General features: G+C 57.9%; 11 protein-coding genes. 7 read left to right on the top strand and 4 right to left on the bottom strand.

The genetic code is table 11. From position 1 onward, the window contains the following. Window positions 1-279: 279 nt before the first annotated feature. The 4 genes from BCM02_RS09915 (at window position 280) to BCM02_RS09900 (ending at window position 6,131) form a co-directional block, all read left to right on the top strand. The gene (locus BCM02_RS09915) at window positions 280-1,074 is read left to right on the top strand and encodes a hypothetical protein (protein WP_148928927.1); all 795 of its coding nucleotides are present in this window, start codon (window positions 280-282) and stop codon (window positions 1,072-1,074) included. After that, window positions 1,068-1,889, top strand: coding sequence for an MbnB/TglH/ChrH family RiPP precursor modification enzyme (locus BCM02_RS09910; protein WP_148928926.1), 822 nt, complete (start codon window positions 1,068-1,070; stop codon window positions 1,887-1,889). The genes BCM02_RS09915 and BCM02_RS09910 overlap by 7 nt, the downstream gene beginning before the upstream one ends. A 179-nt stretch (window positions 1,890-2,068) precedes the next feature. Beyond that, window positions 2,069-3,559 carry a glycoside hydrolase family 43 protein gene (locus BCM02_RS09905; protein WP_148928925.1) on the top strand — a complete coding sequence of 497 codons (1,491 nt, stop codon included), beginning with the start codon at window positions 2,069-2,071 and terminating at the stop codon, window positions 3,557-3,559. A 499-nt stretch (window positions 3,560-4,058) separates the two neighbouring features. Further along, entirely contained in the window at window positions 4,059-6,131 is a 2,073-nt protein-coding gene (locus tag BCM02_RS09900) for an ATP-binding protein (protein WP_148928924.1), read from the top strand. A 225-nt stretch (window positions 6,132-6,356) separates the two neighbouring features. Here the strand turns inward: BCM02_RS09900 and BCM02_RS09895 are convergent, their stop codons facing one another. Next, window positions 6,357-6,539, bottom strand: coding sequence for a hypothetical protein (locus tag BCM02_RS09895; protein WP_148928923.1), 183 nt, complete (start codon window positions 6,537-6,539; stop codon window positions 6,357-6,359). 295 nt (window positions 6,540-6,834) lie between these two features. Between BCM02_RS09895 and BCM02_RS09890 the strand changes: the two genes are divergently transcribed. Both BCM02_RS09890 and BCM02_RS09885 read left to right on the top strand, forming a co-directional pair. Next, window positions 6,835-8,196: a cytochrome P450 gene (locus BCM02_RS09890; RefSeq protein WP_148928922.1), complete on the top strand. Its 1,362-nt coding sequence runs from the start codon at window positions 6,835-6,837 to the stop codon at window positions 8,194-8,196. Window positions 8,197-8,368: 172 nt separating this feature from the next. Beyond that, window positions 8,369-9,292, top strand: coding sequence for a DMT family transporter (locus BCM02_RS09885; protein WP_148928921.1), 924 nt, complete (start codon window positions 8,369-8,371; stop codon window positions 9,290-9,292). A 98-nt stretch (window positions 9,293-9,390) separates the two neighbouring features. Here BCM02_RS09885 and BCM02_RS09880 read toward each other — a convergent pair whose 3' ends face one another. Then, complete coding sequence (locus tag BCM02_RS09880; protein WP_148928920.1) at window positions 9,391-9,765, bottom strand: MerR family transcriptional regulator; 375 nt, start codon at window positions 9,763-9,765, stop codon at window positions 9,391-9,393. Between the two features lie 488 nt (window positions 9,766-10,253). Here BCM02_RS09880 and BCM02_RS09875 point away from each other — a divergent pair, with 488 nt between their 5' ends. Then, window positions 10,254-11,225, top strand: a complete 972-nt coding sequence (locus tag BCM02_RS09875; RefSeq protein ID WP_148928919.1) for an aldo/keto reductase family protein — start codon at window positions 10,254-10,256, stop codon at window positions 11,223-11,225. A gap of 26 nt (window positions 11,226-11,251) precedes the next feature. Here BCM02_RS09875 and lspA read toward each other — a convergent pair whose 3' ends face one another. Next, window positions 11,252-11,713 carry a signal peptidase II gene (gene lspA, locus BCM02_RS09870; RefSeq protein WP_148928918.1) on the bottom strand — a complete coding sequence of 154 codons (462 nt, stop codon included), beginning with the start codon at window positions 11,711-11,713 and terminating at the stop codon, window positions 11,252-11,254. Between the two features lie 180 nt (window positions 11,714-11,893). Continuing rightward, window positions 11,894-13,408 (bottom strand): ABC transporter substrate-binding protein, encoded by a 1,515-nt coding sequence (locus tag BCM02_RS09865; RefSeq protein WP_148928917.1) that lies wholly within the window; start codon window positions 13,406-13,408, stop codon window positions 11,894-11,896.

Here is a 13,408-nt window from a genome sequence, read left to right as displayed (position 1 = left end):
CTTTATAATCCGAATTGTGGCAAGGCGATGCGCCACCCCAACCTTACCCAAGGAGGTGAAGCCATCATGATCAAGAAAGTGAAAAGCGTCAAACGCGAGATCGTTGTCTGCTGCTGCTCCTGCTGCTACTGCCACTAAGCCGTTTATCCCCTCGATAACCCGCATCATGATCCCTCTTCAACCATGAACCGGGAGCCTTGCCAGTCTTGAACGCCGAGCAAGGCTCCACCAATACTACCCCCCACTTAAAAATCGCATAAGGCCAGGTGATCGAACCCGATGTCTTTGGCAGAAATTCAACGCATGATGCTGAAGGTGACCATCTCTCCCGATTTGTCGGATGAGCTGTTCGTACGGCCCGAGGATGCGGGAGACCGCTTCGGACTGGAAGAGGAGGAGCTTCAAGCCGCCCGCCAGCTTCCTCGCCGGGTCATTGAATCGTTCCAGTATGCGGTCGCCCACAAGCGGCTGAGCAAATCCGCGCTCCCGTTCGTGCGGCGCACGCTATCGCTATTGACGTATGAGCAGACGAAGCGGTTGACGCGGGATTTTCTGCGAGGGCGCGACATGCATCAGAACGAATGGGCCGCCCAGCTCGCCGCGTTCCTCGATTTCGCTGCGGCGCAGGCGGAACCGGCGCGCGCTCGTCTGTTCGCCGATATTACCGCCTTCGAGAAATGGATGCACGCCTGCGCCACTTCCCCCGCAACCCCGCTGCCCGAGCAACCAGGTTATTGCGTTGCCCCGCACGTTCACTTCCGCGCTTTCCCTTACCCCTCGGAGCTTATTATCGAAGAACGTCTCGACCCCGAGCTGTTGGAGCGGCATTACGGCCAGATCGGCTACGTCCTGTGCTGTCCGGACAGCGGCAAAATCGACTTGTACGAAATCGACCAAGCCTGTTATGAACTGTTGTCTTCGTGCCGCCAGCCGGTCGCGATGGAGGCGCTGGCCGCGGCCGCCGATCGGATCGTCCGCGCTTACGCACTGGAGAAGGAGCCGCAGGACATGATCGACGAGCTGCTGGATATGAATATCATCGTATCGACCAAAGGAGAGGATCAAGGATGGTAAAAGGAGTCGGCGTCGGCTTCCGGTTGGATTTCGTCGGTCAGGAGGAGCTGGTTCGCCAGCATGTCGATTTTCTCGAATATAGCCAGAAGCGGGCGCTCGAAGCGGTGAAGGCGGAGCTCGGTCCGTTCATCGGTCAAGTACCGATCGTGGTGCACAGCCTGAACCTGTCGCTCGGCTCGATCGAAGCGCCCGCCGATTACCGGGTCGAGGCGCTCAAGCAGACGGCGGACCTCGTTGATGCCCCATGGGTGAGCGAGCATCTGTCGTACAGCCGTTCCGGCGATATGGAGATCGACAACTTCATCGCCTTGCCGTACACGGACGAAGCAATCGACGTCGTCGTCGGCCATATCGTCGCGCTGAAGCAAACGTTGGGCCGGCCGATATTGCTCGAGAACGTGACGCATTCGTTCGTATGGCCGGGCAGCGTGTATACCGAGGGCGAATTCATCCGTCGCGTCCTCGAGAAAGCCGATTGCGGCCTGCTGCTCGACGTGACGAACTTGTTCCTGAACGCGGAGACGATCGGCTACGATCCGCTGTCGTTCCTGAATGCGATTCCGAGAGACCGCGTGCTGCAGCTGCACGTCGCCGGGCATACCGAGCAGAACGGCGAGCTGTACGACTCCCACGTCGGCGGCATCGATCCGAAGGTGCTTGCTTTGACCGAGTGGGTCATGAACAACACGTCGTGCGACGCGATCACGATCGAACGCGACACCGACATGGAGAGCTTCGAGGACGTGCTGCAGGACTTGAACCTTTGTCGAGCCATTTATAACAAATACCGGAATGCTTCCGCTCCGGCCGTCTAACCCGTTCGCCCGCCCGGCGAACGGGTTTTCTTTCGTCGCATGGCGGCCTTATTGCGAAATGTAGCCATGATTTCTTTGCTAATTATGGTGGTGTTACGGTCCGGATAAGTCGGGTAACATGGGTAGCATACGGCACGTTGCGCTACACGATTGTCGGTTAATCTTACAGAGGTGAAGAGATGAACTACCATAACCCGGTCATTAAAGGCTTCTATCCGGACCCGAGCGTGTGCAAGGTGAACGATACGTACTATCTCGTGTGCAGCTCCATGCAATATTTTCCTGGCGTCCCCCTCTTTGAAAGCAAGGATTTGATCAACTGGACGCAGATCGGCCATTGCTTGACCAGATCGAGCCAAATCCAGCTGGAGGGCGTAAACAGCTCGGGCGGCGTCTTCGCGCCGACGATCCGTCATTACGACGGACGGTTCTACATGACGACCACCAACGACACGACGCGTCAGAACTTCTATGTGTGGACGGACGATATTTACGGCGAATGGTCGGATCCGGTCTACGTGGACCAAGGCGGCATCGACCCGGACTTGTACTTCGAGGACGGCGACGTCTATTTCATGAGCAACGGAACGGACGACCAAGGCATTGGCGGCATCGTGCAGTGCCGGATCGAGATCGAGACGGGCCGGAAGCTAACGCCGAGCCGGTCGATCTGGCAGGGGACGGGCGGACGTTATCTCGAAGCGCCGCATCTGTCCAAAATCAACGGGTGGTATTACCTGTTGGCCGCCGAGGGTGGAACCGAATTCGGCCACATGGCTACCTATGCCCGGGGGACGTCGCCTTCGGGGCCGTTCGAACCGTATCCGCAGAACCCCGTGCTGACCAACCGGAATTTGGGCGGCTATGAAATTCAAGCCGTCGGCCATGGCGACCTGATTCAAGACGACGGCGGGCACTGGTGGCTGCTGCATCTCGGCTTCCGCCAGATCGGGCAATGGATCGCTTACCATCATCTGGGCCGCGAAGTATTCTTGACGCCGGTGACGTTCGGCGCGGATGGCTGGTTCACGGCCGGCCATCAGGGCACCACGTTGACGAGCTTCGAGACCGATCGCTTGCCGGAAGGGGCAGTTCAACAAGAGAAGAAGCAGTATACGTTCGAGAATACGGGCTGGAACGTGGATTGGTGCTATCTGCGACAGCCTCGCCTGGAGCATTACGAGCTGGGGACGAGCACGCTGAAACTGACCGGGACGGACATAACGCTGGATCAGCCGGATTCGCCGACGTTCATCGGCCTGCGCCAGAGAGATTTCAGCGCGAGGATCGCCTGCGACGTCTCGATAACGAGCGGTGAAGCGGGCATCACGATCTACATGGACGAGCACCATCATTACGATCTCGCGATTCGCCACGGCCAGAATGGCTTTGAAGTTATCGAACGGTTGAATGTCGGCGATCTGAAATCCGTCGAGAAGGCGATCGGCATCGGGCGGGAATCCCGCGCGTCCTTGGTCATCGAAGCGACGCCAACCCGTTATGCGTTCAAGCTGCGCGCGAACGGCGAAGAGCTGCTCCTCGGCTCCGCGCAGACCAAGTACCTCTCCTCCGAAGTGGCGGGAGGGTTCACGGGCGTGATCATCGGCCTTTATGCGATCGGCGAAGGCGCCATCGCGGAATTTACGAATTTCAGCTGCGAATATGAATAAGCGTCGTCAGCTGCGAGAAGCCCCGGTTGGGGCTTTTTGTGATTGTCTTGGGAAATTGCGAGACTGCTCTTTTGCGGATAAAACCTAAAGCGTGTCCGCGCAAGCGGACGAAAGCGAAGGTCAACACGGAGCCACATCATGCGCGCGATCGCCACAGGATATCACCCCAAGGCCAAACGTAACGAACGAAGCTCGAACAAGAGCCTGTCCGAAGGACAAGCGAGCTCCTCTCGAAAGGACACATCGAAGACGGCCGCGCACCGAGTCTCGATCCTTCCGGGTGTCCAGAGGGCCGGGGCCCTTGGTTCCCCTCGGCGGAGGGGGAAGGGGCGAGGGAGAAACGAGGGTTTTAAAGGGCGAAGCCCTTTTTATTCATGTCATCGGCATGAGGCGCAGCCATGAGCCGCCATGACAAATCTGATGACAACTCCCGTTACAATGGGCATGGACGGCGCATGGTATTATCAGTTTATAGATTCAGACAGGGGAGGGCCGCATCATGGTTGGCATGGTTCGCATTCAAGATCTGCTGAAGAGGAAGGAAGAGGAGCTGTTCGTCGGACGCGGGCGCGAGCTGGCGCTGCTGCGCGACGAGTTGGCCGCGGACAATGAGTGTTGGCGGCTGGTGCACGTGCACGGGCCGAGCGGAATCGGCAAGACGAGTCTGCTCCGAGGCTTGGCGCGCGATTTGGAGATCGCGGCGGTGACATTGAACGGGGAAGATTGCCGTTCGGCCGATCAATTTCTTGCGCAATTGCGTGCAAGGCTGATCGAGCAGGGCTGTCCGCTTCCCGCGGACGAAGCGGATGAAGCCGCCGCCATGCTGGCCGATTATTTAAACGAAGCAGCCGGCGAGCGTCAGCGCATGATCATCTTCCTGGATGACTTCGACGCCTGCCGATCCATCTGGGCATGGCTGCGCGACCATTGGCTTCCGATGCTGTCCGTGCGCGTGCGCGTCTGTACGACGGGGCGGTATCCGCTTGAGGAGGAGTGGCGGCGATCGCCGGGATGGGATGGTCTCGTTCGCAACCTTCGGCTCGAGCCGCTGCATCGGCACGCGGTCGACCGCTATGCGTTCGCGCGCGGGATACGGGAGCGGGTATCCCGTGATGCCATCGCGCAATTCGCCAAGGGCATGCCGATCGCGCTTACGCTAGCCAGCGACGCCTTGCTGCAGCATGGGCCGGACGCGATTCGGGAAGGTGAAGTGAAGCGGCGAATGCTCCAATCCTTGTGCGGGATACTGCAGGCCGATTTGCAAGACCACTGCGAATGGCGGCTGCTGGAAGCGGCTTCGCTCTTCTGGCGCTTCGATCAGGAGCTGCTGGAGGAAGTATCGGGACAGCGTCTGTCCGATGAAGCGTTCCGCAAGTTGTGCGGCCTGTCGTTCGTCGATTTGTCGGAGGAAGGCGGCTGGCGCGTCGCCGATGCCGCACGGGAGTGGATCCGGTCGGATTGGCGCAGTCGGATGCCCGACGCCTATGACGCGTACCGGCGCAGGGCGCTTCCCGTCCTTCAGGCTAGAATGGCCGCGGCGCCGATGGTTCTGCAAGGACGGCTGATCGCCGAGCTTCTCTATGTGCACGATCCCGAGTTACTGCGCGGTTACGACAGTCTAGGCCGGTACGAACGCGTCTTGAAGACGAAGATCCGACGGGCTAGCGGAGCGGACCTAACTTTCACGGCAAGGTTGGATCGGGAGGAGGACGCCGCCATGACGCCGCGCTTGCTCGAGGATACGGAGCAGATGTCCGGTTTGCGCGCGATATGGGAAGCCGAATCCTCTTACTGCTCGGTGCTCGAGATAGACGACCAACCAGCCGCATACTATTCATGGGTCCCGATAACGCCGGCGACCCGAAGGTTATTCGAGATCAACCCCGCATTACGCGCTTATTGGACGGCATCTCCGCCGCAAGACCAAGACGTTCTCTTTTGGGTGGAGCGCACGCTCCCTCATCTCGATCCCTCCGCATTCGGACTCCTCCTTCGCGGCCTCTTCCAGGAGCTGGCCGGTCAATCCATCCTAACGTTCGTTTCCCTTCCATATTATGCGGAGTTGTATGCATCGCTCGGCTTTAGACGTCTTCCATCGGCGGATGCCCGCTGCGCGGACGGAACTCCCATGCATGCGTATCGGCTCGATTTGCGCGAGAAGAACCTCTTCGAACCGTTAGCCATCCAGCCGCCGAATGCTCCGCCGGATTCCATTTCGCCCCGAGAAGCCGCATCGCTGCTGAAGAAAGCCCTAATGAACGCCCACGCGCTCGAATCCGATCCTAAGCTTCGCCAATCGCTCGACCAATGGGAGGCGATCAAGCGGCGCAGGAATCTCCTCGACGGTTCCATGGCTTCCGCCGTGCGGGAAGCCGTAACGGAATGCCTCGCGAAGATGAGCGAAGGCGCGGAGGAAGAACGGCTGCAAGCGCAAGCGATCCGACTCTCCTATATGCACAGAATCGGGACGCACGAAGTCGTCGCCTCGCGTCTTTGTCTTTCCCTAAGCACTTACTACCGCTATCTCAAAAAAGGCTTTGAACGCGTGGCCCATGAACTGATCCGCGCGTAAATGAAGAGAGGGCTGCCTCTGCAGTAGATGATCTCTACTACCGGAAGCGGCCCTCTTGCCTTTGGATTGGGATCGCAAACCAATCAGCCTTGGCTGAATGCTGCGTGCTCTTATCCGCACGCAAACCAATCAGCTTGGCTGAATGCTGCGTGCTCTTATCCGCACGCAAACCAATCAGCCTTGGCTGAATGCTGCGTGCTCTTATCCGCACGCAAACCAATCAGCCTACCTCAAGAAATAACCCCAGTACGCGAATTCCAGGCATTCCCCGATGCCCGAGCACTGGTAGTAGACCGACGACGTCTGAGGCTGCCGAGGCAAGGCGCTGGACACGCCTGCCGATACGGTGCTAATCGTGAATAAGAGCGCGAACGTAGCCAACAATTTAGGACTGCGCAATAATTTCATTGGATTTTCCTCCTTCTGCTAGTAATGTATAGACAAGGATGGACCTCGGCTATCCGGCTGGCAAAGAACGAGTTTGGCGTCAGGCGATGCCTTCCGGCTTTGGCGCCCTCGTGCTTCTGTACTAACGATACGTCGAAAAAACTCTCAGCTTCAATGTCAACATACTCTCACGTAGCAGGCGGAAGCGATCGATCCAAGGCATAATCCGGAGTGTCGGGGAATTCAATAGAGAAGGCATGATGGCGTTAGAAGTTCGGGCGCGACGGCGCCCGAGCGAACGAGAGGAGATGGCAGGATGAAGAAGGTTCCCGGACCTCGGCAAATTCCGCTAGTCGGCAATTTGCTCGCGGTTGGTTCGAAGCCGCATGAATTTTTTCGGACATGCGCCGAGAAGTACGGTCCCGTCGTACGCATGCGTCTGGAGCAGCACCGCGAAATTTATTTGCTCAGCCGCCCGGAGGACATCAAGTACGTGCTGACGAATTCGCAGCGGCTGTTCGCCAAAGGGTATCATCGCGACCGGATCTTGAGCATGGTGCTCGGCAACGGCCTGCTTACAAGCGAGGCGGACTTCTGGCTTCGGCAGCGGCGCTTGGTCCAGCCGGCTTTTCACAAGCACCGCATCGAGAGCTATGCGGACACGATGACCGCCTATACCGGGCGTCTGCTCGAGGACTGGCGGGATGGCCAGGAGCTGGATATCCATAAAGATATGATGCGGGTCACGATGGAGATCGTCGCCAAGACGCTGTTCGACATCGACTTGAAGGACCCGCGCTATCAGGGATCCGATCAAGTGGGGGATGCGCTCGATCAGGTGCTGCGCGGCTACGTGGAGCAATTCACGAGCGTCGTCCGCATGCTGCTCGAATCGCTGCCGGTGTCGATTCCGCTGCCGGGCAGTAAGCGGCTGAAGGATAGCGTCGATCGGCTGGACAGCCTGATCTACGCTATCATCGAGGAGCGGAGCGGGGAAGAACGGGACCGGGGCGATCTGCTCTCGATGCTGATCGCGGCCCAAGACGACGACGGCAGCAAGATGACGCCGAAGCAGCTGCGCGACGAGGTGATGACCTTGTTCCTGGCCGGTCACGAGACGACGGCGAACGTGATGTCGTGGACGTTCTACTTGCTTGCCCAGCATAAGGAAGCGACGCGCAGCCTGGCGGCCGAACTGGACGAGAAACTGCAGGGGAGGGTCCCCGCCTTGGCCGATCTTGCGAATCTGCGCTACACGCGCGCGGTTATCAACGAGTCGATGCGGTTATACCCGCCTGCTTGGTTTATTTCGAGAGAGCCGATCGAAGATGTGTGGATCGACGGTTATTGTTTGCCGGCGGGCTGCGAGGTGGCGATGAGCCAATGGATTATGCACCGGGATGCCGCGCATTTCCCGGAGCCGGATCGCTTCTCACCCGAACGGTGGTCGCCAGAATACGAGAAGAATCTGCCTTCTTATGTGTATTTTCCGTTCGGCGCCGGACCGCGCGTCTGCATCGGCAACAACTTCGCCATGATGGAGGCATCGCTCATCCTTGCCTCCATCGCGCAGCGATTCGAGTTCGAGCTGGACCCGGGGCATGCGGTCATCCCCGAACCATCGATTACGCTGCGGCCGAAGAACGGCATTCGCGTGAAGGTCAAGAGAAGAGCGTAGCGCCAACGACAAGGCTTGCCGCCATCCATATCCGCGGCGAGCCTTTTTGGCATGTGCTCGAATATTACATGCACGTTCGCAAATGTTTTACTCGTGCGCGCCCGTTTACGTGATATGATGTTGCAAGCATTGTTCGCTAGAGCTATAGACAAATGGATAGGGCGGGATAGGCATGGACAAAAAATGGTGGAGTTATGCGGGGCTTATTGCGGTTGCCGCGATATGGGGGGCGAATTTCGGCATATCCCGTTATGCGATGGATATGTTCGATCCGATTCTGTTCACGTTCCTGCGGTTCGGGCTGGCGGTTCCGTTCTTCTTCCTGCTGCTGAAGCTGACGGAGGGGAGCGTCGGCATTCCGATGAAGGCGGCGGTGCAGCTTGCGGCCATCGGGTTAGTCGGCATAACCACGCTGGAGATCAGCGTCATGTATTCGATTAAATACACGACGCTCGCCAACGCTTCGCTGTTGAACGTGGCGCCGTGGCCGATATTCGCCGCGGTCTTCGGGACGTTGTTCATTCGGGAGCGGATCTCGTCGCGGCTGATCGTCGGGGGCATCGTCGCCATGGTCGGCGTTTGTTTGATTATTCTCGGCGGCGAAGAAGGGTTGAGCTTGGGGTCCGACAATATGGTCGGCAACTTGCTGGCGCTCGGCGTCAGCATCATCGGCGCGCTATATAACGTGGTGTGCATGCCGCTTATGAAAAAGTATTCGGCGCTTCGGGTCAGCGCGTGGATGATTCTGTTCGGGAGCCTGTTCATGCTTCCCTTCACGATCGGGTCGTGGGGGAAGGTCGAATGGGGGGATCTCGGCGCGGCGGGTTACGGTGCGATTTTGTTCAACGTGCTCGTCAGCACCGTGTTCGCCTTCGTAGTCTGGAACGCGAGCATGTACAAAATCGGCGCGACGCGGGCGAATTTCTTCCGCTACGTCGTACCCGCGTCCGCGATGCTCGCCGGCTATATCTGGTTCGACGAAGGAATCGCGGGCTCGCAGCTCGTCGGCGCGCTGTTCATGGCGGCCGGGCTGGTCTGGATCAGCATGGAGAAACGCAAGGGGAGCCCGGAAGCGGCGAAGCCGGAGGTCGCGTAAGTTGGCCGCTTCGCGCGGAGGCGGTTCATAGGGGAAGCAACAAGCACGCCGGATGTCGGCGTGCTTGTTGGCATTCCTGCGATAAGCGACGAGTCTCGCTATCCGTCAATGTGGAAGATGCCGATTTCATCATAATGGTCCAATTTATAATTAATCGTGGCTAGGCTGCGATGCAGCACCTCCATTTGCCGAAGGATAGTGGCTTTGTGCCGCTCCAGCGCCTCTTTCCGCTGCTCGCAGGTCGTCGAACCTTCCAAGCACAGCATCATGAATCGTTTGATATCCTCCAAGGGCATGCCGCTGTTCTTGAGACAGCACACCAATTCCAGCCAGCAGACGTCCAGCTCGGAATAGCGGCGCGTCCCGTAGTCCGTTCGTTTCAGTAAAGGCATTAAGCCTTCTTTGTCATAATACCGCAGCGTCGACGTCGGCAGCTGCAGCCGTTCGGAAACCTGCTTGATCGAATAATCCATGGATAGTCCGCTCCAATTCGCTTCATGTTCGCTAAATGCTGCATTCTCAATCTTCGGATTGAGAACGCGAACCAATCAGCCCTCTTTATCGCTTAATGCTGCATTCCCGGTCTTTCGACCGTGAACGCAAACCAATCAGCAGTGGCTGAATGCTGCATTCTCAATCTTCGGATTGAGAACGCAAACCAATCAGCCCTCTTTATCGCTTAATGCTGCATTCCCGGTCTTTCGACCGTGAACGCAAACCAATCAGCAGTGGCTGAATGCTGCATTCTCAATCTTCGGATTGAGAACGCAAACCAATCAGCAGTGGCTGAATGCTGCATTCTCAATCTTCGGATTGAGAACGCAAACCAATCAGCAGTGGCTGAATGCTGCATTCTCAATCTTCGGATTGAGAACGCAAACCAATCAGCCCTCTTGACTTAAAGTTAAGTTTAACTTTTATGATAGAGACGTCAACTATAACGCGACAAGGAGTGAGTGAATTGAAATACAGAAGATTAGGGAGAAGCGGACTTAAGGTGAGCGAAATCGGGCTGGGGAGCTGGTTGACGTACGGTTCCGCGACGGCGGAGGAAACGGCGCATGACTGCATTCGGCGAGCTTACGAGCTGGGGATCAACTTCTTCGACACGTCGAACTCTTATCCCGGCGCGGAGGAAGTGCTCGGCCGCGGATTGAACGCATACCCGCGCAGCAGTTATGTGCTGGCCACGAAGCTGTTCTTCCCTCAAGGCCCGGGACCGAACGACCGCGGCTTGTCGCGCAAACATATTATGGAACAATGCGAAGCGAGTCTCAAGCGCCTCGGTACGGATTACATCGACTTGTTCCAATGTCACCGCTTCGATCCGGACGCGCCCATCGACGAGACGCTGCGCGCGCTCGACGATCTAACGGCGCAGGGCAAAATTCTGTATGCGGGCGTAAGCGAGTGGTCGGCCGGGCAAATCGCGGAAGCGGCTTCGATCGGCAAAAGCTTGAATCTGCGTCCGTTGATCTCGAATCAGCCGATCTACAATATGTTCGAGCGCTATATCGAGCGGGAAGACGTCATCCGGCAATGCGAATCGGCAGGGATGGGACTGGTCGTCTTCTCGCCGCTGGCGCAAGGCGTCCTGACCGGCAAGTACAAACCGGGGCAAGCCATTCCGCGGGACAGCAGGGCCGCCAACGACCAGACCAATTTCGTCATCAACAGTTACTTGCGCGAGGATGTGCTCGCCTGCACCGCGAAGCTGGCCGAACTGGCCGGGGAGCTGGGCTATACGCTGTCGCAATTCGCGCTGGCCTGGGTGCTGCGCCAGCCGCAAGTTAGTTCGGCGATTATCGGCTCCAGCCGTCCCGCCCAGATCGAAGAGAACTTGAAAGCGATCGAGTTGTCCCTATCCGACGACGTGCTGGCGCGCACGGAGGACATTTTGTCCGCGGTGAGCGGCTTCGCGCCCATGCGCTAGTTGCGAAAGACGCATCCCGAAGCAGGCTAGGTTGACCGGACTCTCGCCCGGATCGACTCGTAAAGGAGCTGGCCGATAAGAATCACGACGCCGACGTTGATGAAGAGATCGGCTATATTCAGGATGCCGCCGTCCGGGCTGAATTGCAGGAAGTCCGTTACCTTCCCTTGGAGGAGGCGCTCGATGCCATTGCCCGCGGCGCCGGCGACGAGGAAGGCGAAGCCGGCATCTTGCAGACGCAAGCCGGATTCGTCCGATCTTCGCTTCCGGTAGATAACGACGAACGCAATGAAGAGCACCGCGATGACGCCGAACAGACGGCCGTATCCTTGGAACGAGCTGCCTGCCGCGCCGGAGTTCTGGTAGTAGGTGAAATGCAGGAGGCCTTCGCGAAAAACCTTCGTGTCGCCGACGTCCATATGATAGCGAACGAACAACTTCGAGATAAGGTCAACAGCCGTTAAAGAAATACTAAGCCAATAAAACATCGCGTCACCTGCTTTCTTTTCGTAAGTTAATTATACCGATTATTACAAGGGTGGACAATGGCAGCGGCGGTTGGATTGGCGCTTCCTCGTCCGTCAGGCCGCGATGGCGTGGAATAGCCATTATTGCTTTGTTATTACGCAGCACATCTTCATCGCATGCCAAACAGGGCGAACCGGTAATTATCCGGTTCGCCCTGCCCATGTATCCAATTGCTTCTGCTTCTCGGCGATGACCCGGTCGATGCCGGCAATCCGCAGCGCGTCACGGAACTCGGGCAGCGTCGCATCCGGATCCAGCGTGCCCGTCTCCAAGCCGGAGACGTATTTCCTCAGGACCGCCTCGATGGCGGATAATTCGTTCTTGACCGGTTCGGGATTGAACGAGAACCCGAGCGCGCGCGATCGGCGGGCGGATTGGTTAAATTGAACCGTCCGCTCCCATAGCTCGGGACTATCGGAGTCCCAGGTATACGAGATAAATTGGTTGCCCGCCTCGTAATTGTTGAACGAATAGCCGACATTCGACGCGTCGATCCCCGGCGGGTACGTAATGGTCTGGTCCGACGTCTTCACATAATGCTTGCCTTCGATCCCGTAATTAAGCAGATTCAATAGGTCGCGGTCGGCGTACAGCAAATTCAGCAGCTCCATCGCCTTCTTCGGGTGCGGCGTGCGCGCCGCCATGCTCATGCCGAACAGCTTGATCGTGCTCGTCGTCATCGTAGCATCCGTTAGCTGCACGGCGAGCATCGGTCTGCCGGTGAGCCGGGATTCCTGCTCCTCCACGCCGGGCTTCAGCGAGGAGAAATACGCGAACGCCACCCCCGCGCGAACCAGCTCTCTGCCGGTATCTTCGCTGACGGCGGCATCCTCTCCGATATATCCCTTCAAGTACCAGCGGCGTATCCGCCGAAGATCCTTCGCATACTGCTCGGTTTCATACAGATTCACGAGTTTCAAATTATGGTCGAAATCCGGCAGGATGCCCAGCCGATCCTCCATCGCGTCATAGGCGCCGCTGCTCAGCCCCGTATAGATCGACTGGGTGTTGAAAGAGGCGATCGGCGTCAAGTCGGACTCCTGCGCTTTAATGATCGCAAGCATCTGCTCCACATCGTCAATCGTTCGAATAGAGGCGGGGGAGATGCCGTATTTCTCCGCCACATCCTTCCGAATCATGAAGCCGTGGCTCGAAGCCCAATCCCGGATGCTCGGAATGGCGTACAGATCGGAGCCGATCGTCAGGCTGTCCAGCATCGAGTCGCCGATCGTCTGCTTAATATCCGGTCCGTATCGTTCCACCAAGTCGCGGAGCGGGCGAATATGTTCATTGACGATCATATTCTTGAATTCCCGGGCGTTGATCGAGACGAACAGATCGAGCGGTTCCTTCTTCAGCATCATCAGGTTCAGCTGTTGGCTGTAATCGTCGGACGGGATGGGGACGAGCTTCACTTTCGCGCCGATTTTATCGACGAGAATCCGGTTCATCTGCTCCTGGACGTCCAGAAGATCGGCGCTGCGCTGCATTTGGCTGAAGACTAGCGATAGCTCCGGAATTGCGGCGGCATCCGGGCTGACGGCTTCCTTCTTCGCGATCGGCAGGGAATGGCCGTTCAGGCATCCGGCCAGCGCAAGGGCGGCCACGCCTGTCAGCAGAACGAGTTTTAGCGCCCGGTTCATAACGACGTTCAA

The organism is Paenibacillus methanolicus (genome assembly GCF_008124765.1).
Taxonomy (GTDB): domain Bacteria; phylum Bacillota; class Bacilli; order Paenibacillales; family Paenibacillaceae; genus Paenibacillus_Z; species Paenibacillus_Z methanolicus.
This window is presented reverse-complemented; position numbering and strand designations above follow the sequence as displayed.

Coding starts and splice junctions, on each gene's coding strand:
- BCM02_RS09915 (WP_148928927.1), top strand. CDS start 280: ATGTCTTTGGCAGAAATTCAACGCATGATGCTGAAGGTGACCATCTCT.
- BCM02_RS09905 (WP_148928925.1), top strand. CDS start 2,069: ATGAACTACCATAACCCGGTCATTAAAGGCTTCTATCCGGACCCGAGC.
- BCM02_RS09880 (WP_148928920.1), bottom strand. CDS start 9,765: ATGGATTATTCGATCAAGCAGGTTTCCGAACGGCTGCAGCTGCCGACG.
- BCM02_RS09890 (WP_148928922.1), top strand. CDS start 6,835: ATGAAGAAGGTTCCCGGACCTCGGCAAATTCCGCTAGTCGGCAATTTG.
- lspA (WP_148928918.1), bottom strand. CDS start 11,713: ATGTTTTATTGGCTTAGTATTTCTTTAACGGCTGTTGACCTTATCTCG.
- BCM02_RS09910 (WP_148928926.1), top strand. CDS start 1,068: ATGGTAAAAGGAGTCGGCGTCGGCTTCCGGTTGGATTTCGTCGGTCAG.
- BCM02_RS09895 (WP_148928923.1), bottom strand. CDS start 6,539: ATGAAATTATTGCGCAGTCCTAAATTGTTGGCTACGTTCGCGCTCTTA.
- BCM02_RS09900 (WP_148928924.1), top strand. CDS start 4,059: ATGGTTGGCATGGTTCGCATTCAAGATCTGCTGAAGAGGAAGGAAGAG.
- BCM02_RS09885 (WP_148928921.1), top strand. CDS start 8,369: ATGGACAAAAAATGGTGGAGTTATGCGGGGCTTATTGCGGTTGCCGCG.